Here is a 23,792-nt window from a genome sequence, read left to right as displayed (position 1 = left end):
AACATGAACCACATCCACATGAGCCACATCGAAAGGAAAGCCACCATGTCCTACGCGACGCCGGCGTCCCTCCTCAAGGTGGACCTGAACCCCGGCAAGCCCCCGGTCCTGTACGTGGACACCCCCGGCGACGCCCCGGCGTGGGCGGCCGACCACCGTCACGCACTGCGCACCCTGGTCACCGAACACGGCGCGGTCCTCGTCCGTGGCCTGCGCCTGCGTGACGCGAACCAGGCCGGCGTCGTCCTCCACCGGCTGGCCCCGGCCCTGATGACCGACAGGGAGTCCTTCGCTCCCCGCAGGACGTACGCCCCGGGCGTGTACTCCTCCTCGGCCTGGCCACCGACCCAGCCGATGTGCATGCACCACGAACTCAGCTACACACTCCGGCCGCCTGGCCTGATGCTGTTCGCCTGTCTGACCGCACCCGCCACCGGCGGAGCCACCGCCATCGCCGATGCCTGCGCCGTCCTGGAGGCGCTGCCGGACGAACTGGTCGAGCGCTTCGAGCGGGAAGGCTGGCTGCTCACCCGTACCTACAACGACGAGATCGGCGCCCCCTACAGCGAGGCCTTCGGCACCGATGACCGCGGTGCCGTCGAGGACTACTGCCGCAGCGCCGGCATCGCGTTCGCCTGGCAAACCGACGGCAGTCTGCGCACGCGACAGCGCCGCCCCGCCGTGACGGTCCACCCGGTCACCGGCCGCCGCTGCTGGTTCAACCAGATCGCCTTCCTCAACGAATGGACGATCGAACCCGAGATCCGCGACTACCTCATCGACGTCCACGGCGCCGACTCGCTGCCGTTCAACACCCGCTTCGGAAGCGGCGACCCCATCGGCCCGGACATCGTCCAGCTCCTCAACGACATCTACGCCGCCCACACGGCCCGCGCGCCGTGGCGGGCCGGCGACCTCATGCTCGTCGACAATGTGCGCACGGCACACAGCAGGGAGGCATTCCAGGGACCACGTGACGTACTCGTCGCCATGGCCGAGCCGCTCACGCCGGCCCCGTGCGCGCCGCCCGCCGAGATGAGCAGCCGATGACCAACGCCCCTTCCACGGCAATGGAGCCCGCCATGTCCCAGCCGTACACCGTGCCATCGTTCGCAGTGATCGCCGGAGCACAGGTCCAGCACGCCCTGCGGGGCCGGGAACCGCAGATCGTGGACCTCGTCGAGGCCACCTATCTGCTGCACGCCGCCGGAGAGTCGGTCAACCCGCCGTCCTACTTCCTGCGGTTCCCCGACCGCCCCACCTCCCGGATCATCGCCCTGCCCGCCTCGATCGGCGGGCAGGACCGGGTGGACGGCCTCAAATGGATCTCCAGTTTCCCCGACAACGTCCAGGCGGGTATCCCCAGGGCCTCCGCCGTCCTGATCCTCAACGATCACGACACCGGCTATCCCTTCGCCTGCCTGGAAAGCTCCATCATCAGCGCCACCAGAACCGCCGCGTCCGCGGCACTGGCGGCCGACCACCTCACCCGCAACCGGCAACGGCCCACCCGCATCGGGTTCTTCGGCACGGGCCTGATCGCCCGCTACATCCACACCTTCCTGACCGCCGTGGGCTGGTCCTTCGACGAGACCGGCGTCCATGACCTGTCCCAGCAGAGCGCCGCGGGGTTCGGGGACCACCTTCGACGGACCGGCAGCGCCGGACAGATCACCGTGCACGACGACCCCGAGGAACTCATCCGCTCCAGTGACCTCGTCGTGTTCGCCACCATCGCGGGCGAGCCGCACGTCAGCGACCCGGCTTGGTTCCACCACAATCCGCTGGTCCTGCATGTGTCCCTGCGCGACCTGGCGCCCCGGATCATCCTCGCCTCGACCAACATCGTCGACGACGTCGACCACTGCCTCAAGGCCGACACCTCCCCGCATCTGGCCGAACAGCTCACCGGCAACCGAGACTTCCTGCACGGCACACTCGCCGACGTCATGACCGGACGCGTGACGCCCCCCACCGACCGGCCTGTGGTGTTCTCGCCGTTCGGCCTCGGCGTACTCGACCTCGCCGTCGGCAAGTACGTGTACGACGAGACGGCGCGCTCCGGGCAACTCCATGTCGTCGAGGACTTCTTCCACGACCTGCGCCGGCACGGGTGACCGTACCGACGCCGCTGTGACCTGTGCCGTCACCCAGGAGTGCGGGAACCACTGCTGGTTGGTGCCGCCGTTGCAGGTCCAGATCACCAGATGGGTCCCGTCGGTCGTGGACGACCCCGGAGCCTCGAGGCACTTGCCGGACTGCTCCGAGACCAGTCGGCCCCCGGCGCCCTGCGTCCAGCGCTGGTTCGCACCGCCGGTGCAGGTCCACAGCACCACCGGGGTGCCGTCGGGTGCGGCGGTCCCGTACTGGGCGGCGCTGGAATTGCACGTCCACAGATCGGCCTCGGTGCCGTTGACCCCCGAACCGCCGTAGGCGTCCAGGCACTTGCCGGACAGCCCGAAGGACACGTAGCCGGACAGACCGCCGGGCTGGTGACGGTTGAGTGCCGCGACGAGGGCGTGTCCCGGGAAGTCGGTCATGACGATGCCGGTGCGGGCGGAAAGGCCTGCGCCGAGGAAGTCCAGCGTGCGTTGGTTCAGCCCGGTGCCACCGCCGTATCCGCTGGCCATGTCGGCCGGAGTCGCCCCGGACGGCGCGCAGTTGGCCGAGGTGTACGACACGTACATCGCGCCCGACGAGTCGGATGCCGCCTCGGTCAGGTTGTCCCGGACCCCGTTCCACTTGGTGCCGAGATCGCACTGGCTCCAGTCGTCGGTGATGTAGTGGCCCCAGTCTCCGCTCGTCAACGCGGCGGAGCCGGGAGCCGGCACGCCGAGCGCGGCGCCCGTCAGGGCGAGGGCAACGGTGAGGGCGGCCCGGCGTCGAAGCCGTGCGGGGTTGTCTGACCGGAACATGCCAGCAATATAGGGCCGGTGTTCTCGAGCAGGTCCCCAGACCAGGAAGCGGTGGGTCCGGGCCCCCGGCACGCGTACTGCCGGGGGCGGGGCGTGTGTTCTTGTTCAGGCGCAGGTCAGCTGTGGTGCTGCCCAGTCGGCGTGGTCGTAGTCGACGCCGTCTCCGGAGTCGGTGACGGAGAGGCGGAGTTCCAGCCCTCCGGTGAGGTCCGCGGAGAGCGTCCTGGCCGCGTCCGCGCCCGTCATGCGGCCGCTGGCCGCGACGAGCGTGTCATCCCGGTAGAGGCGGAAGACGACGGACCCGTTGCTCCCGCCGGCCTCGTCGTCCACGCCCACGTTCACGGTCAGGTGTGAGCAGGTGCGGCCGAGGTAGTACGTCACCTCGCTCGTCGCGTGGGTGCCGAGGCCCTTGGCGTAGGTGGTGCCGTCGATGGTGAGGGTGTGGCCGTCTCCGGCGGCCTGTTCGCCGTTGCTGCGGTCGCGCTCGACCGGGCCCCAGCCGTTGGTCGCCGAGGCCCACGTCAGGTCACTGAGCGCGTGCGTGCCGGCCGTCGGGCCGCTGCCGCACGCGAGCCGGGCATCGGCCCAGTCCGCGTGGTCGTAGTCGATCCCGTCGCCGCCGTCGGTCACGACGAGCCGCAGCGTCGTCCCGCCGGTCAGATCCGCCGTGAGGCGCAGCGGCGGGTCGGCGGCCGTCCGTACGCCGCTGTCGGCGACCTCGGTCGTGTCCCGGTAGATCCGGAAGGCGACGGACCCGCCCGCCGTCGACTCGTCGTCGACACCGACGTCCACGCGCAGGGACTCGCAGGTGCCGCCCAGGTGGTACGTGATGTCGCCGCTCGCGTGGGTGCCGAGGCCCTTGGCGTAGGTGGTGCCGTCGATGGTGAGGGTGCGGCCGTCGCCGGCGGCCTGTTCGCCGTTGCTGCGGTCGCGCTCGACCGGGCCCCAGCCGTTCACCGCCGAGGTCCACGGCAGGTCGCTGAGCTGATGGATGCCCGTCGGCGGCGGAACCGGCGTGCCGGGCGTCACGCGGTACATCACCGTGCCGTGTGCGGGCACGGACGCGCTGATCGCACCGGTCGTGGTGGACCGCTGCTTGGACCAGAGGTCCTTGAGGGAGTACGACGTCGAACCGCCCAGGCCGACGGCCTCCGCGGTCGTCGACACCGTTCGTGCGGTCGTGTTCTCGTTCGTCAGTGTCACCGACCGTCCGCCGTCGGCAAGCGGCTTGGACATCACGACGAGACCGCCGGACGAGGACACCACCGTGCCCTGTCGCCCGAGCGGGTCCTGGTCGACGCCGATGACGTCGGTGTTCTTCAGGATGTCCAGCGAGGCCGACGACACGCTGCGCAGATCCGTGCCGATCAGGAGCGGCGCCGCCATCTGCGCCCAGAGGCTGAAGTGGGTGCGGTATTCGGTGTCGGTCATGCCGCCGTTGCCGACCTCCAGCATGTCGGGGTCGTTCCAGCCCCCCGGCGCGGCGTACGGGGCCAGGGACTGGTTCTTGTGGGCGATTCCGATCATGCTGGACCAGGAGTCGGAGATGTCCCCGGTCGTACGCCATGAATTCCCGTACTGCGCCGCCCAGTTCCAGGGCTGGTTCTCGCCCCACTCGCAGATGCTGTAGAGGATCGGGCGGCCGGTGGCCTTGAGCGCGTCTCCCATGGCCTTGTACCGCTGCTTGGCATCCACGGCGTTGTTGTTGCAGTTGTCGTACTTGAGGTAGTCCACCCCCCAGGAGGCCCACAGGTCGGCGTCCTGCCGCTCGTGTCCGAGCCCGCCGGGAAAGCCCTGTGTGTCGCAGGTCTTGGTGCCGGCGCTGGAGTAGAGCCCGAACTTGAGGCCCTTGGAGTGGACGTAGTCCGCGACGGCCTTGATCCCGTGCGGGAACCGGACCGGGTCGGGCACGAGGTTGCCGTTCGTGTCCCGGTTCGGCAGTGCCCAGCAGTCGTCGATGTTGACATATGTGTAGCCCGCGTCCTTGAGTCCCAGGGACACGAAGGAATCGGCGATGCCCTCGACCATGTCCTCGTTGAACTCGGCCCGGCAGTGCGTCGAGTTCCAGTTGTTGAAGCCCATCGGCGGGGTGCGGGCGAGACCGTTGTCCACGGCGGGTCCGGCGACCGGTATCGTCACCGTGCCCGACGCGGGCCCGGCCGCGACAAGGGCCGGGACGGCCAGGCCCAGGGCGGCCATGGCCACGGCGAACTGCTTTCTGCGAAGGCGTCGTTCGACAGACACGTGCGGCTCCCAGGAGGGTGAGTGGTGCACACGATCAAACGCGGGCGAACGAAAGTCACCACATCCCAGCGGCCTGTCTGGAGCATGTCAATACCCGTGCCACCGTCGGCCGGGTCCGCTTTTGTGCTCCAAGGTTCGGATGCGCTTTCTCCTCATGCGTGCCACCGCACGGCTTCACCCTGGGCCGGGACGTGAAGCGCCTTCTCCTCGGCGTCCACCGGCCGGAGGAGCGTCGGTGGCAGCGCCGGTTCGATGACTCCTCGATGACTCCCAGTGGCACCCGGAACACATGCGGCCACCCTCGCACGGCGAGTGAGAGTCATCGACTTGTCGATGTTCCGCCGGTGCGGGACGCCCATGGAGTGGGATGCTGATCGGACAGGACGGAAACGTCCCGACGTGGTGACCGGTGCGGCCGGGCGCGGAGCAGACGTGGTGCCGAGGCGATGCGACGAGGAGATGCCTGATGGGGAAGTACACGGATGTCCACCGCCGAAGCCTGACCGACCCGGAGGGGTTCTGGCTGGAGGCGGCCGAGGCCATCGAATGGTCCCGCAAACCGACCAGGGCCCTGGATGCCTCGCGGGCGCCGTTGTACGGCTGGTTCCCCGACGGTGAACTGAACACGGCCCACAACGCCCTGGACCGGCACGTGGCTTCCGGGCGCGGCGCGCAGACGGCACTCGTCCACGACTCTCCGGTGACCGGCACCAAGACGTCGTACACCTACACCGAACTGCGTGATGCCGTGGCCGTCTTCGCCGGGGCGCTGTCCGCGCTCGGCGTCACCAAGGGCGACCGCGTGATCATCTACATGCCGATGGTGCCGGAAGCCGTCATCGCCATGCTCGCCTGCGCGCGCATCGGCGCCGTTCACTCGGTCGTGTTCGGCGGATTCGCACCCAAGGAACTCGCCGCCCGCATCGAGGACGCCCAGCCGAAGGTGATCGTGGCGGCGTCCTGCGGAATCGAACCGACCCGTGTCATCGACTACAAGGCGATCATCGACCAGGCGCTGCAGATGACCCGGCACCAGCCGGAGCACACCGTGATCCTGCAACGCGACGTCGCACGGGCCGAGTTGAACGACCGGGACCTCGACTGGCACGAGCTGGTCGCCACCGCGAAGCCGGTCGACCCCGTGCCCGTGTCGGCAACCGATCCGCTCTACATCCTCTACACGTCCGGAACCACCGGCAGGCCCAAAGGCGTACTGCGCGACAACGGCGGTCACGCTGTCGCGCTGGCCTGGTCGATGAGCAACATCTACGGCATCGGTCCCGGCGACACCTGGTGGGCGGCGTCCGACGTCGGCTGGGTCGTCGGCCACTCCTACATCGTCTACGCGCCACTGCTGATCGGCGCGACCACGGTCCTGTACGAAGGCAAACCCGTCGGGACACCGGATGCCGGCGCGTTCTGGCGAGTGATCTCCGAGTACGGAGTGAAAGCACTGTTCACCGCACCGACCGCGCTACGGGCCATCCGCAAGGCCGACCCGGATGCCACCGAGCTGTCGCGATACGACCTCTCCGCGTTCGACGCCCTCTTCCTCGCCGGAGAGCGCCTCGACCCGGACACCTACCGCTGGGCCCACGACACCCTGGGCGTGCCCGTCATCGACCACTGGTGGCAGACCGAGACGGGCTGGCCCATCGCGGCCAACCTGCGCGGACTGGAACTGATGCCCGCCAAACCCGGGTCGGCCACCATGCCCGTACCCGGGTTCGACGTCCAGGTCCTGGACCCGGCCACCAGCGAGCGGATGCCCCAGGGGCAGGAGGGAGCGGTCGTCGTCCGGCTTCCGCTGCCACCCGGCTCGCTGCCCACGCTCTGGGGCGACGACCAGCGGTACATCGACGCCTACCTGGCCGAGCACGACGGCTACTACACCACGGGCGACTCCGGCTTCTTCGACGAGGACGGCTATCTCTTCGTGATGGGCCGCACCGACGACGTCATCAATGTCGCCGGGCACCGCTTGTCCACCGGCGCGATCGAAGCCGTGCTCGCGGCGCATCCCGCGGTCGCCGAATGCGCGGTGATCGGTGTCCACGACGAGGTGAAGGGCCAACTGCCGCGCGGACTGGTCGTGCTCAAGTCCGGTATGCATCCGGACGAAGCCACTCTCCGTGAAGAGCTTGTCGCAGCGGTACGCAGAGACATCGGACCGGTGGCGGCCTTCCGCGACGTGACCGTGGTCGACGCCCTGCCCAAGACCCGCTCCGGCAAGATCCTCCGCAAGGCGATGCGCGGCATCGCCGACGGCCGGGACGTGCCGATGCCCTCCACCATCGAAGACCCCGGGGCGCTCGACAACCTCCGGACGATTCTGCGGCCGCGGTAGGCGGCAGGGGCAGGCGGCGATTTAGCGGGCTCGGCAGCCGTGGACGTGCCCCTTGGGCGATCAGCGGCGCCGCAGTGACGGGTCGAGCAGCGCGGGCGGGGTGTCGTACTTCTCGTGCGGGGCCAGGTCGGTGCCGGGGGCGACGATGGCGTCGATCGCGTCGAGTACGTCTGCGGAGAGCACGGTGTCCGCGGCGGCGAGTTGGGAGTGCAGGTGGTCTAGCGTGCGGGGACCGATGAGCGCGCTGGTCACGGCGGGGTGCGCGGTCACGAATCCGAGCGCGAGCTGGATCATCGTGAGACCGGCCTCGTCGGCGACTCCGGCCAGCCGCTCGACCGCGTCGAGCCTGGTCCGGTTGGACGGGATGGTGAGGTCGAAGCGCTCCGGCAGCAACGCCGAGCGGTTGGTGGCGACTTCCTGTCCCGCGCGGATCGCACCCGACAGCCAGCCCGAGGCCAGCGGGCTCCACACCAGCACACCGAGACCGTACTCCTCGGTCACGGGCAGCACGTGCGTCTCGATGGCGCGCTGCAGGATCGAGTAGCCGGGCTGTTCTGTGGCGTAACGGCTCAGGTGGTGTTCGCGGGCGGCCCACTGGGCCTGAACGATGCGGTAGGCGGGGAAGGTCGAGGAGCCGAAGTAGCGTATCTTTCCCGCGCGTTGCAGGTCGGTCAACGCCGACAGCGTCTCCTCGTCGCTGGTGCTCGGGTCCCACCGGTGGATCTGGTAGAGGTCGACATGGTCGACACCGAGACGGCGCAGGCTGTTGTCCAGCTCGGTGATCAGCCAACGGCGCGAGCTGCCCTGATGGTTGCGCTCGTCGCCCATGGGCATGGATGCCTTCGTGGCCAGCACGATGTCGTCGCGGCGGCCGGCGATGGCTTTGCCGACCATCTCTTCCGACTCGCCCTCGCTGTACCTGTCGGCGGTGTCGATGACGTTGATGCCGGCCTCGAGAGCGGCATCGACGATGGCGGTGGCCTCGTCCTGGGTGGTGCGCCCGATCTTGCCGAAGTTCATCGCGCCGAGCGCGAGCGAGCTGACCTGCACACCGGTGCGGCCCAAGGTGCGGTACTGCATGACCGTGTTCCTCCATTGCGGGTGAAACGTGGTGACAATGCGTGAAGTAGGTGCCGGGTTCGCCGCTCTGGCATGATGAGCAAACGGAACCTTGTTCCGGTAACGATACGGAACCCTGTTCCGTTTTTGCAAGCCCGACAACGGAGGAATGGTGCGATGAGCGACGGCGACGAGGGCGCAGGGCACGCGGCCCCGGCCCAGCGGAAGGACGCCCGGCGCAACAAGGAGACCCTGCTCGACGCGGCTGCCGCGGTCTTCGTCGCGTCAGGCGTGGAAGCGCCGGTACGCGACATCGCGGCCGAGGCAGGCGTCGGGCTCGGCACGATCTACCGGCATTTCCCGACGCGAGCGGATCTCATCATCGCCGTCTACCGGCACCAGGTCGACGCCTGCGCCGAGGCGGGTCCGGCGCTACTGGCTGCCGGCCCAACTCCCTACGCGGCACTGGGCCGATGGATCAACCGCTTCGTCGACTTCCTCGTCACCAAGCACGGACTCGCCGCCGTGCTGCAGTCCGACAACGTCGGCTTCGACGCCCTGCACGCCTACTTCCTCGACCGCCTCCTGCCCGTGTGCACCCAACTGCTCGAAGCAGCGGCCGCCACCGGCGAGATCCGCTCCGACCTGAAGGCCTACGAGCTCATGCGTGGCGTCGGCAACCTCTGCATCGGCGCGGAGAACGACCCCCACTACGACGCACGCCGACTGGTCGACATCCTCATCACGGGGCTGCGCCGGTCCCACTGACCATCGGCAAGGCAGCTGATGCGGGAGCGCAACTGCCGCGCCGGCAAACCTGGTCGACGCGTGGCGGCCAGACTCATGGTCTCCGCCTGTGACTGATCCCAGCGAGTCGGAAGGCGCGTTCAGGAATCGGTGCGCGAACACCGCGCGGGTGCTCGCGCCGCTCGTCGGCTACTTCATCAGCCGGATCTCGTTCGAGGCATTCGACGAGGACGACTCGCCGGAGATCACGCTCAGGGAAGGGCCGTCGAAGCCCGATGTCGTGATCTCCCTCTCCGGCCTCTCTTACGCCACGGTGTCCAAGCCCCCGGAGATCTCCGGCTGCTCATCGACGAGATTTCCCTGACGTACCTGCCGAGGGCGCCACACCCCTGGCCCGAGGGGGCAGCCGGCGGAGTCGGCCGATTCGACGGATTGAGTGAGTTGGCGTGGCTGCAGATCATCGGCCCGGTCGAGGCGGACGTCATCGCATCGATCGTGACCGTCTACACCGCAATGAGCGACGACGAAGCCTCGGCGGACGAGCGGGTGTGAGAAAAGAAGGGCGGTACCGGACTCCGACTCACCGGCCTTCCTGCCCGGGGTCATCCGGACCGAGAGGGCGTGCGCAGGCGATGAGCAGGGCTACGTCGTCGGGGGCGCCGGGGTGGCGGAGGCGGTGGAGGAGGCGGTCGCAGGTGTCCTCCAGTGGGCCTGGTTCCTCGAGGAGGTGCAGGAGGGTGTCGAGGCGCTCGTCGATGGGGTGGTCGCGGGTCTCGACCAGTCCGTCGGTGTACAGCACCAGTTGATCGTGGGGGGCGAGTTCGATGGCGGTGCTCTCGAACGGGACGCCGCCCACTCCCAGAGGAGCGCCGGTGGGCAGGTCGAGGAGCGCGGGGCGTCGACCGACGCGTACGAGGACCGGGGGCAGATGTCCGGCGCTGGCGATGCGGCATTCACCGCGGTGGGGGTCGTACACGGCGTAGAGGCACGTGGCGATGTACTGCTCCAGCCGGCCGGTGATCGCGTCGAGGTGCTGCAGAACCTGGGCGGGTTCGAGGTCCAGGTCGGCGTAGGCCGCGGTGGCGGTGCGCAGGCGGCCCATCGTGGCGGCGGCGTCGATGCCGCTGCCCATGACGTCGCCCACGACGAGCGCCGTCCTGGCATTGTGCAGCGGCAGCACGTCGTACCAGTCACCGCCGATCTCGTACGCGGCCTGCGCGGGCCGGTAACGCGCGGCGACCTGCAGACCGGGAAGATCCGTCGGCAGGTCGGGGAGCAGACTGCGCTGCAGGGTCTCGGCGGCGCTGCGCACGCTCTGGTGCGTGCGGGCGTTGTCGATGCACACCCCGGTGCGGGAGGCAAGTTCCACGGCGATGGCGAGGTCGTCCTCGTCGAAGGGACGTGGGTCGCGGGCACGGGTGAGGCCGAGGAAGCCGAGCGTGTTGCCGCGGGCGGTGAGCGGAACGGCGAGGTACGAGTGCACCCCTGCGCGCGCCAGCAGAGTGGCCGCGTGGTCGTCACGGGCCATGCGCCTGAGGTCACCGCCCTCGGCGTGGCTGACCAGGATGGGGCGGCCCGTGCGCACGCACTGCGTGGCCAGCCGGTCGGCACCGTACGCCGCGAGCTCACCGGGTGGGTCGGCGGCCAGCTCGGCGTCGGTGGGATAGGCCACCTTCACCGCCAGGGCACGGAAGACCTCCGGACCGGTATGGGACCGGGGGCGGTGCTCGTCCAGGACCGAGTCGAGTACGTCGACGGAGACCACGTCGGCGAAGTCGGGCACGGTGACGTCAGCCAGCTCCCGGGCCGTCTGGTCGACCTCCAACGTCGTGCCGATGCGGATGGAACCGGCGGCGATGAGAGCCAGACGCCGGCGTGTCTCGGTGGCCGCCAGCGCGGATTCGTAGCGCTCGGTGACGTCGACCACCCACTCGGCCACCCCGAGAACCTGGCCCCGGGTGTCCTCCAGCCGGTACACCGAGATCGACCACGCATGCGTGCGCCCGGGGTCGGAAGGTGTGCGCCCGACGACGGTCGACTCCTCCACCAGCGGGATCCCGGTCTCCAGGACCCGCCGCATCGCCGCCTCGGCCGTCTCGAACTCCGAGGACTTCAGGACCTCGCGGTAGTGGCGCCCGAGGTGATGCTTCGCGGCAAGTCCGTGCATGCGCTCCAGAGCCGGGTTGACGGTCACGTACCGCAGGTCGGTGTCCAGGATGGCCACGCCGATGGGGGACTGGGAGACCAGCCGCGTGGACAGGGCGACGTTCTTCTCGAGCTCGCGCAGCGTGGGGGAGTCGGCGCCCAGGCCAAGGGCGTAGAAGTCGCCGTGGTCGTTGAGCAGGCGCATGTTGCGCAGCTCCACCAGACGTGTGCCGCCGTCCGCACAACGGATGGGGAACGTGCCCGCCCAGGGCTGGCCCGTCTCCATGACCTCGGCGAATGTCTTGATCACCCAGTCCCAGTTGTCTTCGTGGACGAGCAGCTGTGCCGCGAACTGGCCGAGTGCTTGCTCGGCGGTGTAGCCGTAGAGCGCCTCGGCCTGCGGACTCCACAGGACGATGCGGCCCTCGGCGTCCAGCAGCACCGCGGCGACACCCAGCAGGTCCATCAACCCGCTCGGCGCCGGCGTTCGGTCCTCCGGCCGGCCGCTGTTCTCCAGTCCGAGGTCGGCAGGAGGCTGCCCGGATGAGCTGGCGCTCATCGCCGGCCCTCCTTCCAGCCGATGGTGCCGTACGACCCGCTCCCGGGACCGGGCCGAAACCCGGCCGCGACCGCACGTACCCCCGCCTCCAGGTACCCCGCCTCCAGGTACCCCGCCTCCATGGTCTCTCCCGGCGGCGGGACGGGGCACCTCGGTGGCAGTCCCATTGCTGCCGACGATCGCGGGGTCAGGGGCCGTCCGGCTCCTCCGGCGCTTCCGGCTCTTCGTGCCTCTCCGGCAGCAACGACCGCAGCGCCATGTCCGTCACCGCGGCCTCCACGGTCTCCCGGTCGGAGACCACTGCCGCACGGAAGGAACGGCCCGCCAAGAGCGAGATGAGCCACCAGGCCGCGGTGTGCGGGTCGATGTCGTGGCGGATGTCGCCCGCGTCCTGGCCGCGGCGGAGCAGGTCGGCGAGCAAGTCGGCGAAGTGCTGGTGGACCTGGCGGAGGGCGTCTCCGAGTTCCGGGTCGTGGGACAGGGCCGTGGCGTCGGCGAAGAGGAACCCGTGGGATCCGGGCTGGTGGAAGCGGTCCATGTGGGCCGGATCGAGGAAGGCCGCCAGGACCTCGGGGACCGGGCGTCCGGCGTCGGCGGCCCGGTTGAGGAGTTCGGACACTGCTGAGGTGGCGTGGTCGAGGGCCGCCCGGTACAGCGCGGCCTTGGATCCGAAGTTCTGGAACACCACCGGCTCGGTGACGCCGACGCGCCTGGCGATGTCGGAGACCTTGCCCCGCTGGTAGCCGGTCTCGGAGAAGACCTCCGTGGCGGCCATGAGGATGGACGCGCGCCGCTGCGCCGCGGGCAGGCGCGTCCGGGTACGGGCTCGGGGCTCGGTCACGCCCGTCATCCTATGCCGCCCCTTGCCGTTTCTCTTAGTTGCGACTAAGTTAGGAGCGGTACTTAGTCGCGACTAAGTTATGGAGGAGGGTCCATGTCCCTCGGTCACCTCATGCAAGGCAAGCCGCGCCCGGACACACCTGGCGTGACGATCGCAACCCCGCGCGCGTACGAAGTCTTCGGCGCCCTGTGCTTCGCCGGTCGCCGTAACCGCGCTTTCACCCGCCTCGCCGAGCTCAGCGGAGCCGAGCCCGGTGACCGCGTCCTGGACGTGGGCTGCGGCACCGGCTACCTCACCCGGCACATGGCCACGCGGGTCGGCCCCGAGGGCGCGGTGACCGGTGTCGACGCGTCACCGCCGGTCCTCGACTACGCCCGCAGGCGCAAGCCACGGCCGGGCAGTGCCGCCTGCACCTATCGGGAGGGCATCGCCGAGTCCCTCGACCTGCCCGATGCCGCCTTCGACACGGTCGTCACCAGCCTGATGCTGCACCACCTGCCGGAGGAGATCCGGCCTGCCGCACTGCGTGAGATGCGCCGGGTTCTGCGGCCCGGCGGGCGCCTGCTGGTCGTCGAGTTCCGCCCGCCGAAGTCCAGGCTCGGCCGCCACCTGGTGCATGGCGGGGCGGGCCACGCCATGGCACACCATCGCGTGGACCTGCTGGAGGGACTGATCACCGACGCGGGCTTCGAGGTGCGCGGCAGCGGCGACGTACGGCCGTGGCTGCGCCATGTGCAGGCGGTGCGGCCGACGTGATCCGAGACCGCGAAGGCGTGACATGAGGGCACAACTGCCTCACCCGGCCTGACGGCGAACCGCATTTCGCGGCTCCCCGCGTGGTCGTGGGCGCCCTCCGGGTGCGGGCATCCCCCGGACGGCCGATGGTGGGAGGTGGGGACCGGCCCGTTACCTGTGCGGATGATCACGGAGGTGTCGCACATGTCCACGATCGAGAACCAGATCGACGTTGCTGTACCCGCCGAGGTGGCCTGGGACTACCTGCACAGCGTGGAGAGCCTTCCGCAGTTCGTGGACGGCGTCCGGGAAGCGCGACCAGAGGGCAAGCGCCGAGCACATCTGGCCCTGGAATCGGCGGCGGGACCGCGAGAACTCGATGCCGAGTTCACCGACCGTGCCAAGGGCGGTGCGCAGGGCAGCGTGATGATGTGGCACACCGCCAAGGGTGAGGGCGCCGATCTCAAGGGCGCGTTCACCGTACGGGCGATCGACGACGAGCACACGCAGATACAGCTTCGCGTCGAGTACGACCCGGAGAAGACCCGCGAGACCTTCGGCGGCCCCAAAGGGTTCGCCCAGTCCGACAGGATCCAGCATCTGATCCAGCAGGATCTCGAACAGTTCAAGGACTTTGTCGAAGGCCAACGCTGAGCTCACACGCCGAGGCCCGTCCCCGGATCAGGTACGTACGACGCGAGTTGCACCCTGCCATGGAGCGACTCCTCGCTCGTGACCGGCTGGTGCGACGGAACGCGCAGTTGGCGCAGGCTGGGGTGGGCGGCCAGCGAGGAAATGTCCACGGCCCGGGCGGCGGCTGCTGTGCTCGACGAGCGTACGTGCGACAAATGTCGAGCGCTGGGTGAAGAAATGGAGAATGTGCACGCACGCCGTTGCCAAGAGGGCGTCGTGGAGTTGGGCGGCGTCGGCGGACAGGTCGCGCGTAGCGTCCGGTCCCGCGGCCTTCAATGCCTGGAGCAGCGCCTGCGGGCCCATCTGAACGGCCTGTACGTCGTCCATCTCCAGCTCGCCGAGATGCATCAGGGTCCGGGCCAGGGCCGGCGCGACCGCATCCTCCTCGTCCGGCGCGACGGGCCGCTCACCGACGGGGGCGGACCCCATCGCACTGCGGAGCAGGGCCCGGGTGAGCTTGTGCAGGTCCGCGTCCGTCAGCCGACGCTTCTCACCGGTGAACGACACCAGCGAGGAGATCCGCACAGGCCGGTCGACGAGGCCGGCCCCCGGACCTTCGCTGACGAACATCTTCTTGACCAAGGGGGTGATGACACCAGAGGCGAGGCGAGTCGCGATCGCACCAGCATCCATCGTCCCCCCAGACAGCCGCACGTTCCCCGGTGCACTCAGCTGATTCTTGCCCCAACGGGGGCCGTCCATCCGGGACTTCGCTCCGGACGTGCGGTCCCGGATCGGCAGGCTGCCGCCGGCGCTGTTGGTGCCAGGCAGGGAGGAGGCCGGTGAGGGTCTCTGTATCCCAGCAGTACAGCCGCGGTTGGGTGGCCGGTCGGCGCTTCGGTCAACGACCATCGGTCCACAGTGGCACTCGCCGTACAGCTGCCGCCGGCGGGGCCCTCGACAGGCACCTGGACCTGCGCGCCGATGGGTGCTGACGTGCGTCGGAGTGTGTGGGGCAGGGCCCGCATGAAGGTATCGAGGACCATGGCCAGGGCACCCGGCTCCGGGTCGGTGCTGTGGCCGATGGCATGGCGGATCTGCTGCCGGTGAGTCCAGTGCTCGGAGGCGTCTACCGGATCGGGGCCTGAGCAACGCAGTCCCCCTGCTATGGTGCGCCGATGTCATCGATCAAGAAGTTCCAAGTCACCTTCGACTGCGCGGAACCTGAGCGCGTCGCCCGCTTCTGGTGCGAGGTGTTGGGGTACGTCGTACCGCCGCCACCGGAGGGGTTTGCCACGTGGGACGATTTCGATCGCTCGCTGCCCCCTGAGCGGCAGGGGGCGGCGTTCGCCTGCAGTGATCCCTCAGGCGTGGGCCCGCGGCTGTACTTCCAGCGCGTTCCCGAAGGGAAGGTCGTCAAGAATCGGGTGCATCTTGACGTGCGGGTCGGCACCGGGCTCGTGGGTGAAGAGCGCCTCGCCACGCTCGAGGCCGAGTGCGCACGGCTGATCGCGCTCGGCGCGGTACGCGTGCAACTGCTGCTCGCCGATGACGACAACGAGTCGTGCATCGTGATGCAGGACGTCGAGGGCAACGAGTTCTGTCTCGACTGAGCATCCTCCGACCAGGCCGGTGCCCCGGTACCCACCGTCCGCGATGACTGGGAAAGGCAACCTTCGGCATGGCTGTCATCCATCACACCGAGCTCAAGCCCACCAAGCTGGAGCTGCTCACCTCCTGGCTGCCCTCCCGTCCGTGGTACCGCGGTGGCTCGGCCGAACCGAAGTTGGCCAAGGCCGGCGGCTTCCGGCTGGACGATCCTCAGGGCGAGGTCGGGATCGAGTTCATCGTGGTCGCCGATGTCTTTGGCCCTCACCCGACCACCTACCTGGTGCCGCTCACCTATCGCGGTGCTCCACTCGACGGGGCGGAGCACGCCCTCGTCGGCACCATGGAGCACGGCGTGCTGGGTCGGCGTTGGGCCTATGACGGCTGCCACGACGCTGTGCTGGTGGCCCAGTTGCTGGCTCTCATCGAGGGCAGGGTCCAGGCCCAGGACCAAAACACCAGCGACGTCCCCGACCTTGAGGTGATCAGCTCTTTCACCGGTGAGGGCTCCGCCTGCACAGACTTCACCAGCGCCGGCACCAGCACCACCATCACCACTGACGATCAAGACGGCACCGAACTCAGACTGTCTGCGCCGCAGAGCACGACCCTCCGCCTGCAGCGGGTCCTGCGGCCTGCCCCTGAAAGCCCGTCTCTCCCTCCGCTTCGAGCGACCGGCCACGTCGCCGGATCCTGGCTCGCGCCGGACGGCACCCGCGGCCGGGGGCTGTTCGCCGTCCTGCAGCACACCGGCCACCGGGCTTAGCCACCACGCCCGCGGCCGGCGTCAGGCACTCGTGAGGTGACGAGTTGTCGGGTCGCCCGGGTCATCGCGACATAACGGTCGACCGCTCCTTCGATGCCCTCGCCGAACCCCTCCGGGGCGACGAGGACGACCAAGTCGAACTCGAGTCCCTTCGACATTTCCGGGGTCAGCGACTGGACACGGGGTGTTCGCGGAATGCGGGACCGCCGATGACGCAGGCGATCCCGTCGGCATGAGAGGCGAGCCAGGTGTCGAGGATCGAGATCAGGTCCGAAGCGGATCCGTGTACGACGAGGATGCCGTTGCTGCGGATCGAGGTCGGCACATTGGCGTCCGGGAGTACGGCACGACGGGAGTCCGACCGCAGCGGATTCGCCGCCCTGGACGCGGCGACCGGCAAGGTGCGGTGGACCCGCCGCAAGTCCGGGCTGCACCGGGTCGCCGCCGTCGGGGCGACTGTGCTGCTCTGGAACGACACCAGTGACGAACGAGGGAAGAGCGCCGGTTTTGACGCGCTCACCGGCGAGCCCCTGTGGGAAGACGAGTTCGAGCGGATCAGGGGCCTGCTGGTGTGCGGGGACCGGGTGACCCTGGACGCCGGGGGCCACCGCGCCCAGGACGCCCGTACCGGCGACGAACTCCGGCACCAGCAGTACGGCACCCTGCTCGGCCAGGGCGTGCCGGGCGACGCGGAGTTCTTCCAGAGCTGGAACGACGGCTCCTGCCCCGAACTGTCCCTGCGCTCCTCCGACACCGGCAGACAACTGACCACGACCCGCTTCCCGAAGCGGGCGCTGAAGCATTTCTTCGGGCCGCCCGCACCGGCCGACGGTGGCCGGGTGGTGTTCGGCAGGGCTTTCGAGCGGCGTGTGCAGATCTTCGCCCATGGCGGGCGGGAACAGGCCGAATCACTGGCCGGCCGGCGGCTCGGACGATGGCGCTTCACCTCTTTCAGGGAGCGGCCGGTCTGCGTCGGCGACTGGGTGTACGCGGTCACTTGGCGCAACAGGCTCCACGCGGCCGAGATCGGCGGGCGGCGCGGCCTGCGGCGGCTGACGGTGACTGCCCCGGACGGCCGGGCCGTGCGGAGGCCGACGGAGATCGCCGCCGGACCGGAGCACTTGTTCGTTGCCGACGGCGACACCGTCGCGGCGGTCCGCGCCGGCCGAGTGCTCTGGGCGGCGGCGACGCTCCCGTACGACGAGTCACCGGTGCCGCTCGGCACCGACCGCGTACTGTTCCGCTCCCGAAGCCGGGACCGGAAGGAAGTCCGGCTGCACTGCGCGGACGCGGAGACGGGTCGTCGCCTTCTTTGACGGAGCGGACAGCGCGGTGGTGAAGTCGTCCAGGGCCGCAAGGTTGTGGGCGCTGACGACGGCGTCGCAGTAGGGCAGTGCCGCGGCCATGCCGGCCACGAGTGGACGGTAACGAGGGCTGGCCGTGCGCGGGTTGACCCATACGACGCGGTAGGCGACCCGGGAGAGTCGCGCCATGTGGGCGGCGAGGTCGGTCGGCGTGCCGGTGTCCCAGCCGTCGGAGATGATGGCGACCACGGCGCCGTGCGCCATGCCGCGCCGGCCGAACCGTTCGTTGAACTCCGCCAGGCACTCCGCGATCCGGGTCCCCCCGGACCAGTCCGGAGCCGCCCGTCCGGCCCGTGCGAGGGCGTCGTCCGGCCCGGCCCGCCGGAGGACGGGTGTGAGGCGGGTGAGACGGGTGGCGAAGGTGAAGACCTCGGCGTGGGTGGCGCGGGCGGCACAGTAGAGCAGTTGCAGCATCGCGCGGGCGTACGGCTCCATCGAGCCGGAGATGTCGCAGAGCACGACGAGGTCGCGGGGGCGGGTGCGGGGCACGAAACGGCGCAGTCGCAGCGGGTATCCGCAGGTGCGCCGGCTGTCGGAGAGGGTGCGGCGTACGTCGACGCGCGCACCGTGGTGTGCGGTCCGGCGTCGGCGGGAGGGCCGGGTCGGGGTGCGGAGCACCAGGGTGCGCATCATTTCGGAGAGCCGCGCCAGTTCCTCGGCGGACAGGTCCGCGAAGTCGCGGGTGGCGAGACGGTCGAGCGGACTGGCGGCGAGGGGGACAGGCGCCTCCCTCGGCTGTCCGTCGGCCTCCTGGCCAGGTCTGTCCGCCATCGCCTGCCGGGCGCCCGGGACGCGGCCAGGAATGGTCTTCGGGAGCGATCGGGCCGGGTCACCGGGCTGCCCGCGCTGCGCTCCACGGTCGGCCTGGCCGCCGAAGACCTCGTGGAAGACCGCGTCGAACGCCTCGATCTGCTCCCGGTCGGACACCAGGGTGGCGAGGGCACAGTGCCGCAACTCGCGCGTCGTCGCCGGGGCGAGCAGGGTGAGTGCCCGGGCGAAGCTCCGGGTACGGTCGGGGCCCACCGGGATCCCCGCGTCGTGCAGGGCGGCGGTGAACGAGGCGGCCAGCTCCGGCAGATCAGGCATCGGAGCCCGCCTCCGCGTCGATCAGCTCCGCCAAACCGGCCCGGCGCACGGCCTCCAGATCCTCGGCGTACTTGAGTACCGCCCCCAGGGTGCGGTCGGCGGCGTCGGCGTCGAGGACGGTCAGGCCCAGGGTGTGCAGCGCGCCGGCCCAGTCGATCGCCTCGGCGATGCCGGGCGGCTTGGTGAGCTCCTGCCGGGCGCGCAGGCGGGCCACCCCGCGTGCCACGTGCGGGGCCAGCCACTCGGCCGACTCCGGCACCCGTCTGCGGATGATCGCGGCGACTCGTGCCGTGTCCGGGTAGTCGATCCAGTGGTAGAGGCAGCGGCGTTTGAGCGCGTCGTGCAGATCCCGGGTGCGGTTGGAGGTCAGTACGGCCACCGGTGGCACCGCGGCCGTCCGCGTGCCCAGTTCGGGGATGGTGACCGCGGCGTCGGCGAGCAACTCCAGCAGGAAGGCCTCGAATTCGTCGTCCGCGCGGTCCACCTCGTCGATGAGCAGTACCGCGGGCCGCGGACCGGGGTGGCAGATCGCGGCGAGCAGCGGACGTGGCAGCAGGTAGTCCTCGGTGAACAGGTCGGCGTCCCGCAAGGGCTCCCCGCGGGACTCGGCCAGCCGGATGGCCAGCAGCTGCCGTGGATAGTTCCACTCGTAGAGAGCCTCGGCCGAGGACAGCCCCTCGTAGCACTGGAGCCGGATCAGCGGGGTCTCGAGCACGGTGGCGAGCGCGCGGGCCGCCTCGGTCTTGCCGACCCCGGGCTCGCCCTCCAGCAGGATCGGCTGCCGCATGCGCACGGCCAGCAGCAGCGCCGTGGCCAGGGCGTCGTCGGCCAGATAGCCGACGGTGTCCAGCCGGGAGCGCAGGGCGGAGACATCGGGTACGAGGGCGGCGAGGTCAGGCATGCGCGTACCGGGAGGGATCGTCGGCGAAGGCGTGCTGGCACCCGGGCCCGCAGAAGTACACCGTGGTGCCGGCCCGGTCCAGGCAGAGGGTGGCGGGCGTGATCGGTACCGTCATGCCGCACACGGGGTCCACGTCCTCGGCCACGGCCTGCGGCGCGGCGGTGGCGGTTCCGGGGCGCGCGGCTCGGGCCGTCTGCGGCCGCAGGGCGATGATCTCGGCGTACACCGACAACGCGATCTCCGCCGGGGTCCGGGCGCCGATGTCCAGTCCGGCCGGGGTGTGGACGCGCACGCGTTGTTCCTCGGTGAGATCCAGCCCGGCGAGCACCGCCGCACCCCGCTTCGGACTGGCCACCAGCCCGATGTACGGGACCCCGGCGCGCGCGGCCTCGATCAGTACCGTCTCCTCGTCGCGGCCGTGCGTGGCGATGACGACGACGCCCAGATCGGGTGGCAGCGGCTCCCCGGGCGAGGCGGGCCGGGCGTCGAGGCCGAGGACGCGACCGACGTCGAGCAGAGCGCGGGCGATGGGGGCGTGTCCGTAGACGTACGCCAGCGCCGGGGGGAGGTTGGCCTCCAGGAAGATGTCGAGCGTCCCGCCCGACAGGCAAGGGTTGGCCACCGTGACCAGGCCTTCGACGGACTCCTGCGTGCCTTCGGGGCCGGTGTCCACGCCGGGCGTGATCCTGAGCAGCAGCGACTCGCCGGTCTGCAGCACCCGCAGGCCCTGCAACTGCACTGTCGTCTCGGCGCATGTGCCGCCCACGAAGCCCTCGATGGTGCCGTCGGGCAGCACCAGCGCGCTGTCCCCGGGCTTGGCGCTCGTGGGCCGTTCCGCGTGGACGACGGTGGCCAGGACGAACGGGGTCCGGCCGTGCCGGAGCACGTCCGCCCGGGTCAGCAGTTCGGTGTTCGTCATCGCGGGCGCCTCAGGTGATCGCCAGGTCCGTGCGCAGCGGCCGGCCCTGCGCGGCCCGCCACACCGCGGCGGGCGTCAGCGGCATGTCGACATGGCGTACGCCGAGCGGCTTCAGCGCGTCGACCACGGCGTTGACCACCGCGGCGGGCGAGCCCACCGTGGCGGACTCGCCGACGCCCTTGGCTCCGATGGGGTGGTGCGGGGAGGGGGTGACGGTCTCGCCGAGTTCCCAGGACGGGCACTCGACCGAGGTGGGCAGGAGATAGTCCATGAACGAGCCGCCGAGGCAGTTGCCGTCCTCGTCGAAGGCGATCACCTGCATGAGCGCCATGCCCAGGCCGTCGGCGAGTCCGCCGTGCACCTGACCCTCGACGATCATGGGGTTGATCCGGTTGCCGCAGTCGTCCACGGCGATGAACCGGCGGACCTTCACCTGACCGGTGTTCGCGTCCACGTCGGTGACACATATGTATGCGCCGAAGGGGAAGGTGAGGTTCGGCGGGTTGTAGACGCAGGTCGCGTCCAAGTGGCCTTCGACGCCCTCGGGCAGCTCCAGGTTGGAGTGTGCGGCGAGCGCGATCTCGGCCATGGTCCGTCCCTGGTCGGGGTCGCCCGTGACGAACCAGCGGCCCTTCTCCCATTCCAGGTCGTCCGGACTCACTTCGAGCATCGCGGAGGCGACGATCTTCGCGCGTTCGCGCACCTTGCGGGCGACCATCGCGGCCGCCGCTCCGGACACCGGCGTCGAGCGCGACCCGTAGGTGCCGAGCCCGAACGGAGTCTGGTCGGTGTCGCCGTGCACCACCTCGACATCCTCGGGCGGGATACCCAGCTCCTCCGCCACGATCTGCGCGAAGGTCGTCTCATGACCCTGACCCTGGGTCTGCACGGAGATCCGCAGGACGGCCTTCCCCGTCGGGTGCACGCGCAGCTCGGCACCGTCGGCCATGCCCAGTCCCAGGATGTCCATGTGCTTCCGCGGGCCCGCGCCGACGGCCTCGGTGAAGAAGCTGACCCCGATGCCCATCAGCTCGCCGCGCTCACGCTTGTCGGCCTGCTCCCGGCGCAGGTCCTCGTAGTGCGCGATGTCCATCGCCAGCCGCAGGGCGCGCGGGTAGTCACCGGAGTCGTACTCCCACCCGGTCTGTGTCCGGTACGGGAACTGCCCGGGCCGCAGCAGATTGCGCATCCGCAACTCGGCCGGGTCCACGCCGAGTTCGGCGGCGAGCACGTCGACCATGCGCTCGACCAGGTACACGGCCTCGGTGACGCGGAACGAGCAGGCGTAGGCGACGCCGCCGGGTGCCTTGTTGGTGTAGACGCCGGTCACGGCGCAGTGCGCGGCGGCCAGGTCGTACGAGCCGGTGAACACGCCGAAGAAGCCGGCCGGGAACTGCGTCGGCTGTGCGGTGGCGTTGAACGCGCCGTGATCGGCGGTCACCTGGACGCGCAGGCCCAGGAACTTCCCGTCCCTCGTCGCCGCGATCTCGCCGTGCATGTGGTAGTCGCGGGCGAACGACGTGCTCATCAGGTTCTCCGAGCGGTCCTCCACCCACTTGACCGGCTTGCCGGTGACGATCGAACCGACGACCGCGCACACATAACCCGGGTAGATGCCCACCTTGTTGCCGAAACCGCCTCCGATGTCCGGGGAGATGATGCGTATCTTGTGCTCCGGGATGCCGGCCACCATCGCGTAGAGCGTGCGGTGGGCGTGCGGGGCCTGCGTGGTGGACCACACCGTCAGCTTGCCGGTGATGGCGTCCATGTCCGCGACGGTGCCACAGGTCTCCAGCGGCGCCGGGTGCACCCGCGGGTACAGCATGTCCTGCGCCACCACGACCTCGGCGCCCGCGAACACCTCGTCGGTGCGCTCCTTGTCGCCCGCCGACCAGTCGAAGATGTGGTTGTCGCGCTGGCCCTCCTTGTCGTCGCGGATCAGCGGCGCGTCCGGCTCCATCGCCCGCAGGGCGTCGACGACCGGCGGCAGCGGCTCGTACTCCACATCGATCAGCTCGAGAGCGTCCCGCGCGGCGTAGCGGTCCTCGGCGACGACGAAGGCGACCTCCTGGCCCTGGAAGCGCACCTTGTCGGTGGCCAGCACCGCCTGGGTGTCGTACGAGATCGTGGGCATCCAGGCCAGCCCGAGACCGGCCAGGGTCTCGCCGGTGATCACGGCCTTGACCTTCGGGTGCGCCTCGGCGGCGGTGGTGTCGATCGACACGATCCGGGCGTGCGCCAGCGGACTGCGCAGAACGGCGCCGTGCAGCATCCCGGGCAGCCGTACGTCGTCGACGTAGGTTCCGTGGCCGCGGACGAACCGCGCGTCCTCCTTGCGGGTCATCCGTCCGAAGCCGACCGGCCGTTCCTCGGTGGTCGTCATGCCCGCACCTCCTCGCGGCCGGGCGCGGGCTCTTCGCGAGCGGGCGCCGGCTCGGTGCCCGCGTCCGCGGTCCGCGCCCCGCCGCCGTGCTCGGCGGCCCAGCGGATGGAGCGCACGATGTTCTCGTATCCGGTGCAGCGGCACATCTGTCCGGAGATCGCCTCGCGGATGTCCTCCTCGGACGGATCCGCGTTGTGGTCGAGCAGCCAGCGGGCGGTCATCATCATCCCCGGCGTGCAGAAGCCGCACTGCAACCCGTGGCAGGCGATGAATCCCTGCTGCACCGGGTCGAGTTCGGCCCCGTGCGCCAGGCCCTCGACGGTCCGCACCTCATGGCCGTCGGCCATGACCGCGAGCACGGTGCACGACTTGACCGGCGTTCCGTCCAGCCATACGGCGCACACCCCGCAGTTGGAGGTGTCGCAGCCCCAGTGGGTGCCGGTGAGCCCGAGTTCGTCACGCAGGAAGTGGACGAGGAGCAGCCTGGGCTCCACGTCCCTCGTGTGCTGCTCGCCGTTGACGGTCACGGTGATCCGCATG

The 23,792-nt window shown here is 70.0% G+C and carries 21 protein-coding genes and 4 pseudogenes; 11 read left to right on the top strand and 14 right to left on the bottom strand.

From position 1 onward, the window contains the following. The first annotated feature begins 45 nt into the window (after positions 1-45). On the top strand, positions 46-1,050 hold the full coding sequence (locus N8I87_RS02315; protein WP_263205022.1) for a TauD/TfdA family dioxygenase: 1,005 nt from the start codon (positions 46-48) through the stop codon (positions 1,048-1,050). Between the two features lie 32 nt (positions 1,051-1,082). Next, entirely contained in the window at positions 1,083-2,117 is a 1,035-nt protein-coding gene (gene sbnB / locus N8I87_RS02310) for a 2,3-diaminopropionate biosynthesis protein SbnB (protein ID WP_411577180.1), read from the top strand. 54 nt (positions 2,118-2,171) lie between these two features. Here the strand turns inward: sbnB and N8I87_RS44250 are convergent. Further along, positions 2,172-2,540 (bottom strand): annotated as a pseudogene (locus N8I87_RS44250) (ricin-type beta-trefoil lectin domain protein); the annotation flags it as partial. A gap of 46 nt (positions 2,541-2,586) precedes the next feature. On the opposite strand from N8I87_RS44250, the gene N8I87_RS02305 reads away from it, so the two are divergent. After that, complete coding sequence (locus tag N8I87_RS02305; protein ID WP_263205019.1) at positions 2,587-2,784, top strand: hypothetical protein; 198 nt, start codon at positions 2,587-2,589, stop codon at positions 2,782-2,784. 236 nt (positions 2,785-3,020) lie between these two features. On the opposite strand, the pseudogene N8I87_RS02300 reads toward N8I87_RS02305, so the two are convergent. Both N8I87_RS02300 and N8I87_RS02295 read right to left on the bottom strand, forming a co-directional pair. Continuing rightward, positions 3,021-3,446: pseudogene (locus tag N8I87_RS02300) on the bottom strand (NPCBM/NEW2 domain-containing protein); the annotation flags it as partial. 33 nt (positions 3,447-3,479) lie between these two features. Then, positions 3,480-5,114 (bottom strand): annotated as a pseudogene (locus tag N8I87_RS02295) (NPCBM/NEW2 domain-containing protein); the annotation flags it as partial. A 511-nt stretch (positions 5,115-5,625) separates the two neighbouring features. On the opposite strand from N8I87_RS02295, the gene N8I87_RS02290 reads away from it, so the two are divergent. After that, a complete protein-coding gene (locus tag N8I87_RS02290; protein WP_263205018.1) occupies positions 5,626-7,506 on the top strand; it encodes a propionyl-CoA synthetase in 1,881 nt (626 codons plus the stop codon). A gap of 60 nt (positions 7,507-7,566) precedes the next feature. Here the strand turns inward: N8I87_RS02290 and N8I87_RS02285 are convergent, their stop codons facing one another. After that, a complete protein-coding gene (locus tag N8I87_RS02285) occupies positions 7,567-8,586 on the bottom strand; it encodes an aldo/keto reductase (protein ID WP_263205017.1) in 1,020 nt (339 codons plus the stop codon). A 156-nt stretch (positions 8,587-8,742) separates the two neighbouring features. Between N8I87_RS02285 and N8I87_RS02280 the strand changes: the two genes are divergently transcribed. Continuing rightward, entirely contained in the window at positions 8,743-9,333 is a 591-nt protein-coding gene (locus N8I87_RS02280) for a TetR/AcrR family transcriptional regulator (protein ID WP_263205016.1), read from the top strand. 88 nt (positions 9,334-9,421) lie between these two features. Beyond that, complete coding sequence (locus tag N8I87_RS02275) at positions 9,422-9,676, top strand: hypothetical protein (RefSeq protein ID WP_263205015.1); 255 nt, start codon at positions 9,422-9,424, stop codon at positions 9,674-9,676. A gap of 216 nt (positions 9,677-9,892) precedes the next feature. Here the strand turns inward: N8I87_RS02275 and N8I87_RS02270 are convergent, their stop codons facing one another. The 3 genes from N8I87_RS02270 to N8I87_RS02260 form a co-directional block, all read right to left on the bottom strand. After that, positions 9,893-12,016, bottom strand: coding sequence for a SpoIIE family protein phosphatase (locus N8I87_RS02270; RefSeq protein ID WP_263205013.1), 2,124 nt, complete (start codon positions 12,014-12,016; stop codon positions 9,893-9,895). Next, positions 12,013-12,138, bottom strand: a complete 126-nt coding sequence (locus tag N8I87_RS02265) for a hypothetical protein (RefSeq protein ID WP_263205011.1) — start codon at positions 12,136-12,138, stop codon at positions 12,013-12,015. Before N8I87_RS02265 ends, N8I87_RS02270 begins: the two co-directional genes overlap by 4 nt. A gap of 65 nt (positions 12,139-12,203) precedes the next feature. Next, a complete protein-coding gene (locus tag N8I87_RS02260) occupies positions 12,204-12,857 on the bottom strand; it encodes a TetR/AcrR family transcriptional regulator (RefSeq protein ID WP_263205009.1) in 654 nt (217 codons plus the stop codon). 144 nt (positions 12,858-13,001) lie between these two features. On the opposite strand from N8I87_RS02260, the gene N8I87_RS02255 reads away from it, so the two are divergent. Both N8I87_RS02255 and N8I87_RS02250 read left to right on the top strand, forming a co-directional pair. Next, complete coding sequence (locus tag N8I87_RS02255) at positions 13,002-13,613, top strand: class I SAM-dependent methyltransferase (protein WP_263205008.1); 612 nt, start codon at positions 13,002-13,004, stop codon at positions 13,611-13,613. A gap of 183 nt (positions 13,614-13,796) precedes the next feature. Beyond that, the gene (locus tag N8I87_RS02250; RefSeq protein WP_263205006.1) at positions 13,797-14,246 is read left to right on the top strand and encodes an SRPBCC family protein; all 450 of its coding nucleotides are present in this window, start codon (positions 13,797-13,799) and stop codon (positions 14,244-14,246) included. A gap of 27 nt (positions 14,247-14,273) precedes the next feature. On the opposite strand, the gene N8I87_RS02245 is transcribed toward N8I87_RS02250, so the two are convergent. Continuing rightward, the gene (locus N8I87_RS02245; protein ID WP_411577179.1) at positions 14,274-14,918 is read right to left on the bottom strand and encodes an NACHT N-terminal Helical domain 1-containing protein; all 645 of its coding nucleotides are present in this window, start codon (positions 14,916-14,918) and stop codon (positions 14,274-14,276) included. Positions 14,919-15,403: 485 nt separating this feature from the next. Here N8I87_RS02245 and N8I87_RS02235 point away from each other — a divergent pair, with 485 nt between their 5' ends. Continuing rightward, positions 15,404-15,838: a VOC family protein gene (locus tag N8I87_RS02235; RefSeq protein WP_263205005.1), complete on the top strand. Its 435-nt coding sequence runs from the start codon at positions 15,404-15,406 to the stop codon at positions 15,836-15,838. A gap of 68 nt (positions 15,839-15,906) precedes the next feature. Next, positions 15,907-16,599, top strand: coding sequence for a maltokinase N-terminal cap-like domain-containing protein (locus N8I87_RS02230; RefSeq protein ID WP_263205003.1), 693 nt, complete (start codon positions 15,907-15,909; stop codon positions 16,597-16,599). Here N8I87_RS02230 and N8I87_RS02225 read toward each other — a convergent pair. Continuing rightward, a pseudogene (locus N8I87_RS02225) lies at positions 16,596-16,948 on the bottom strand (AAA family ATPase); the annotation flags it as partial. The gene N8I87_RS02230 and the pseudogene N8I87_RS02225 overlap by 4 nt on opposite strands. On the opposite strand from N8I87_RS02225, the gene N8I87_RS02220 reads away from it, so the two are divergent. Then, positions 16,896-17,915: an outer membrane protein assembly factor BamB family protein gene (locus N8I87_RS02220; protein ID WP_263205001.1), complete on the top strand. Its 1,020-nt coding sequence runs from the start codon at positions 16,896-16,898 to the stop codon at positions 17,913-17,915. The pseudogene N8I87_RS02225 and the gene N8I87_RS02220 sit on opposite strands and share 53 nt — an antisense overlap. Here the strand turns inward: N8I87_RS02220 and N8I87_RS02215 are convergent. From N8I87_RS02215 to N8I87_RS02195, 5 genes are read right to left on the bottom strand one after another with little or no spacing between them, the layout of a single operon-like run. Next, a complete protein-coding gene (locus N8I87_RS02215) occupies positions 17,805-19,049 on the bottom strand; it encodes a vWA domain-containing protein (protein WP_263205000.1) in 1,245 nt (414 codons plus the stop codon). The two genes, N8I87_RS02220 and N8I87_RS02215, sit on opposite strands and share 111 nt — an antisense overlap. Continuing rightward, on the bottom strand, positions 19,042-19,950 hold the full coding sequence (locus tag N8I87_RS02210; RefSeq protein WP_263204999.1) for an AAA family ATPase: 909 nt from the start codon (positions 19,948-19,950) through the stop codon (positions 19,042-19,044). The genes N8I87_RS02215 and N8I87_RS02210 overlap by 8 nt, the downstream gene beginning before the upstream one ends. Continuing rightward, entirely contained in the window at positions 19,943-20,869 is a 927-nt protein-coding gene (locus N8I87_RS02205) for an XdhC family protein (protein ID WP_263204998.1), read from the bottom strand. Before N8I87_RS02205 ends, N8I87_RS02210 begins: the two co-directional genes overlap by 8 nt. A 10-nt stretch (positions 20,870-20,879) precedes the next feature. Further along, entirely contained in the window at positions 20,880-23,252 is a 2,373-nt protein-coding gene (locus N8I87_RS02200; protein ID WP_263204997.1) for an aerobic carbon-monoxide dehydrogenase large subunit, read from the bottom strand. Continuing rightward, a complete protein-coding gene (locus N8I87_RS02195; RefSeq protein WP_263204996.1) occupies positions 23,249-23,791 on the bottom strand; it encodes a (2Fe-2S)-binding protein in 543 nt (180 codons plus the stop codon). Before N8I87_RS02195 ends, N8I87_RS02200 begins: the two co-directional genes overlap by 4 nt. Between the last annotated feature and the right edge of the window lies 1 nt (position 23,792).

This window comes from Streptomyces sp. HUAS 15-9, from assembly GCF_025642155.1.
Lineage (GTDB): Bacteria > Actinomycetota > Actinomycetes > Streptomycetales > Streptomycetaceae > Streptomyces.
This window is presented reverse-complemented; position numbering and strand designations above follow the sequence as displayed.

Excerpts from the sequence above, each read along its gene's own strand:
- N8I87_RS02265 (WP_263205011.1), bottom strand. The coding sequence starts at position 12,138 with ATGGAGGCGGGGTACCTGGAGGCGGGGTACCTGGAGGCGGGGGTACGT.
- N8I87_RS02280 (WP_263205016.1), top strand. The coding sequence starts at position 8,743 with ATGAGCGACGGCGACGAGGGCGCAGGGCACGCGGCCCCGGCCCAGCGG.
- N8I87_RS02215 (WP_263205000.1), bottom strand. The coding sequence starts at position 19,049 with ATGCCTGATCTGCCGGAGCTGGCCGCCTCGTTCACCGCCGCCCTGCAC.
- N8I87_RS02250 (WP_263205006.1), top strand. The coding sequence starts at position 13,797 with ATGTCCACGATCGAGAACCAGATCGACGTTGCTGTACCCGCCGAGGTG.
- sbnB (WP_411577180.1), top strand. The coding sequence starts at position 1,083 with ATGTCCCAGCCGTACACCGTGCCATCGTTCGCAGTGATCGCCGGAGCA.
- N8I87_RS02200 (WP_263204997.1), bottom strand. The coding sequence starts at position 23,252 with ATGACGACCACCGAGGAACGGCCGGTCGGCTTCGGACGGATGACCCGC.
- N8I87_RS02210 (WP_263204999.1), bottom strand. The coding sequence starts at position 19,950 with ATGCCTGACCTCGCCGCCCTCGTACCCGATGTCTCCGCCCTGCGCTCC.
- N8I87_RS02195 (WP_263204996.1), bottom strand. The coding sequence starts at position 23,791 with ATGCGGATCACCGTGACCGTCAACGGCGAGCAGCACACGAGGGACGTG.
- N8I87_RS02230 (WP_263205003.1), top strand. The coding sequence starts at position 15,907 with ATGGCTGTCATCCATCACACCGAGCTCAAGCCCACCAAGCTGGAGCTG.
- N8I87_RS02285 (WP_263205017.1), bottom strand. The coding sequence starts at position 8,586 with ATGCAGTACCGCACCTTGGGCCGCACCGGTGTGCAGGTCAGCTCGCTC.
- N8I87_RS02245 (WP_411577179.1), bottom strand. The coding sequence starts at position 14,918 with ATGGATGCTGGTGCGATCGCGACTCGCCTCGCCTCTGGTGTCATCACC.
- N8I87_RS02315 (WP_263205022.1), top strand. The coding sequence starts at position 46 with ATGTCCTACGCGACGCCGGCGTCCCTCCTCAAGGTGGACCTGAACCCC.
- N8I87_RS02220 (WP_263205001.1), top strand. The coding sequence starts at position 16,896 with ATGCCGTTGCTGCGGATCGAGGTCGGCACATTGGCGTCCGGGAGTACG.
- N8I87_RS02270 (WP_263205013.1), bottom strand. The coding sequence starts at position 12,016 with ATGAGCGCCAGCTCATCCGGGCAGCCTCCTGCCGACCTCGGACTGGAG.
- N8I87_RS02235 (WP_263205005.1), top strand. The coding sequence starts at position 15,404 with ATGTCATCGATCAAGAAGTTCCAAGTCACCTTCGACTGCGCGGAACCT.
- N8I87_RS02205 (WP_263204998.1), bottom strand. The coding sequence starts at position 20,869 with ATGACGAACACCGAACTGCTGACCCGGGCGGACGTGCTCCGGCACGGC.
- N8I87_RS02290 (WP_263205018.1), top strand. The coding sequence starts at position 5,626 with ATGGGGAAGTACACGGATGTCCACCGCCGAAGCCTGACCGACCCGGAG.